This window comes from Arenibacter lacus (assembly GCF_008711145.1).
Classification (GTDB): domain Bacteria; phylum Bacteroidota; class Bacteroidia; order Flavobacteriales; family Flavobacteriaceae; genus Arenibacter; species Arenibacter amylolyticus.
In genome coordinates, this window is record NZ_VVIN01000146.1 from 1 (window position 1) to 2008 (window position 2008).

Sequence of the window (2008 nt, forward strand, 5' to 3'; positions counted from 1 at the left end):
CACCATAGTAGTTACGGTCTCTAGGTTTTTTACGATGGCGGTAAGATCTAACTGTGTAGTAATGCCGTCCTCATCCGTATAATCCAAGTTCACATTGTCTGCATTCAGTGCCAAGGTGGTCAAAGTTTCCAAATCCGAGATATCGATTACCGTATCCACGCCAGCCTCGTCCCTATAAGTGAATGTACCATCCAAATTGGCCACCATAGTGGTCACGGTCTCCAGGTTCTGCACGATGGCGGTAAGATCTAACTGTGTGGTAGTTCCATCCTCATCCGTATAGTCCAAGTTTACATTGTCTGCATTCAACGCCAGGGTGGTCAAAGTTTCCAAATCCGAGATATCGATCACGGTATCCACACCAGCCTCATCCCTATAGGTGAAGGTGCCATCCAAATTGGCAACCATAGTTGTCACGGTCTCCAGGTTCTTCACGATGGCGGTAAGATCTAACTGTGTGGTAGTTCCGTCCTCGTCCGTATAGTCCAAGTGAATGTTGTCCGCATTCAGCGCAAGCGTTGTCAAAGTTTCCAAATCCGAGATATCGATTACCGTATCCACGCCAGCCTCATCCCTATAGGTAAACGTACCATCCAAATTGGCCACCATAGTAGTTACGGTCTCTAGGTTTTTTACGATGCCGGTAAGATCTAACTGTGTGGTAATTCCATCCTCGTCCGTATAATCCAAGTTTACATTGTCTGCATTCAACGCCAGGGTGGTCAAAGTTTCCAAATCCGAGATATCGATCACGGTATCCACACCAGCCTCATCCCTATAGGTGAAGGTGCCATCCAAATTGGCCACCATAGTGGTCACGGTCTCCAGGTTCTTCACGATGGCGGTAAGATCTAACTGTGTGGTAGTTCCGTCCTCGTCCGTATAGTCCAAGTGAATGTTGTCCGCATTCAGCGCAAGCGTTGTCAAAGTCTCCAAATCCGAGATATCGATTACCGTATCCACGCCAGCCTCATCCCTATAGGTAAACGTTCCGTTGGCATTGGCCACCATAGTGGTCACAGTCTCCAGGTTCTGCACGATGGCGGTAAGATCTAACTGTGTGGTAATTCCATCCTCGTCCGTATAGTCCAAGTTTACATTGTCTGCATTCAGCGCAAGCGTTGTCAAAGTCTCCAAATCCGAGATATCGATTACCGTATCCACGCCAGCCTCGTCCCTATAAGTGAATGTACCATCCAAATTGGCCACCATAGTGGTCACGGTCTCCAGGTTCTTTACGATGGCGGTAAGATCTAACTGTGTAGTAGTTCCATCCTCGTCCGTATAGTCCAAGTTTACATTATCCGCATTCAGTGCCAAGGTGGTCAAAGTTTCCAAATCCGAGATATCGATCACCGTATCCACACCAGCCTCATCCCTATAAGTGAATGTACCATCCAAATTGGCCACCATAGTGGTCACGGTCTCCAAGTTCTTTACAAGTGCGGTTAGATCTAACTGCGTAGTAATGCCGTCCTCATCCGTATAGTCGATATGGATATTATCAGCGTTAAGCGCTATACTGGTCAAAGTTTCCAAATCCGAGATATCGATCACCGTATCCACACCAGCCTCATCCCTATAGGTAAATGTACCGTTGGCATTGGCCACCATAGTGGTCACGGTCTCCAGGTTCTGCACGATGGCGGTAAGATCTAACTGTGTGGTAGTTCCATCCTCATCCGTATAGTCCAAGTTTACATTGTCCGCATTCAACGCCAAGGTGGTCAAAGTTTCCAAATCCGAGATATCGATCACCGTATCCACACCAGCCTCATCCCTATAAGTGAATGTACCATCCAAATTGGCCACCATAGTGGTCACGGTCTCCAAGTTTTTTACAATAGCTGTAAAATCTAACTGCGTAGTAATGCCATCCTCGTCCGTATAGTCCAAGTTTACATTGTCTGCATTCAGTGCCAAGGTGGTCAAAGTTTCCAAATCCGAGATATCGATCACCGTATCCACACCAGCCTCATCCCTATAGGTAAAGGTACCATCCAAATTA

Annotated in this window: 1 pseudogene; it reads right to left on the minus strand. The window is 47.0% G+C overall.

From position 1 onward, the window contains the following. Positions 1-2008 (minus strand): annotated as a pseudogene (locus F1E73_RS17700) (hypothetical protein); the annotation flags it as partial.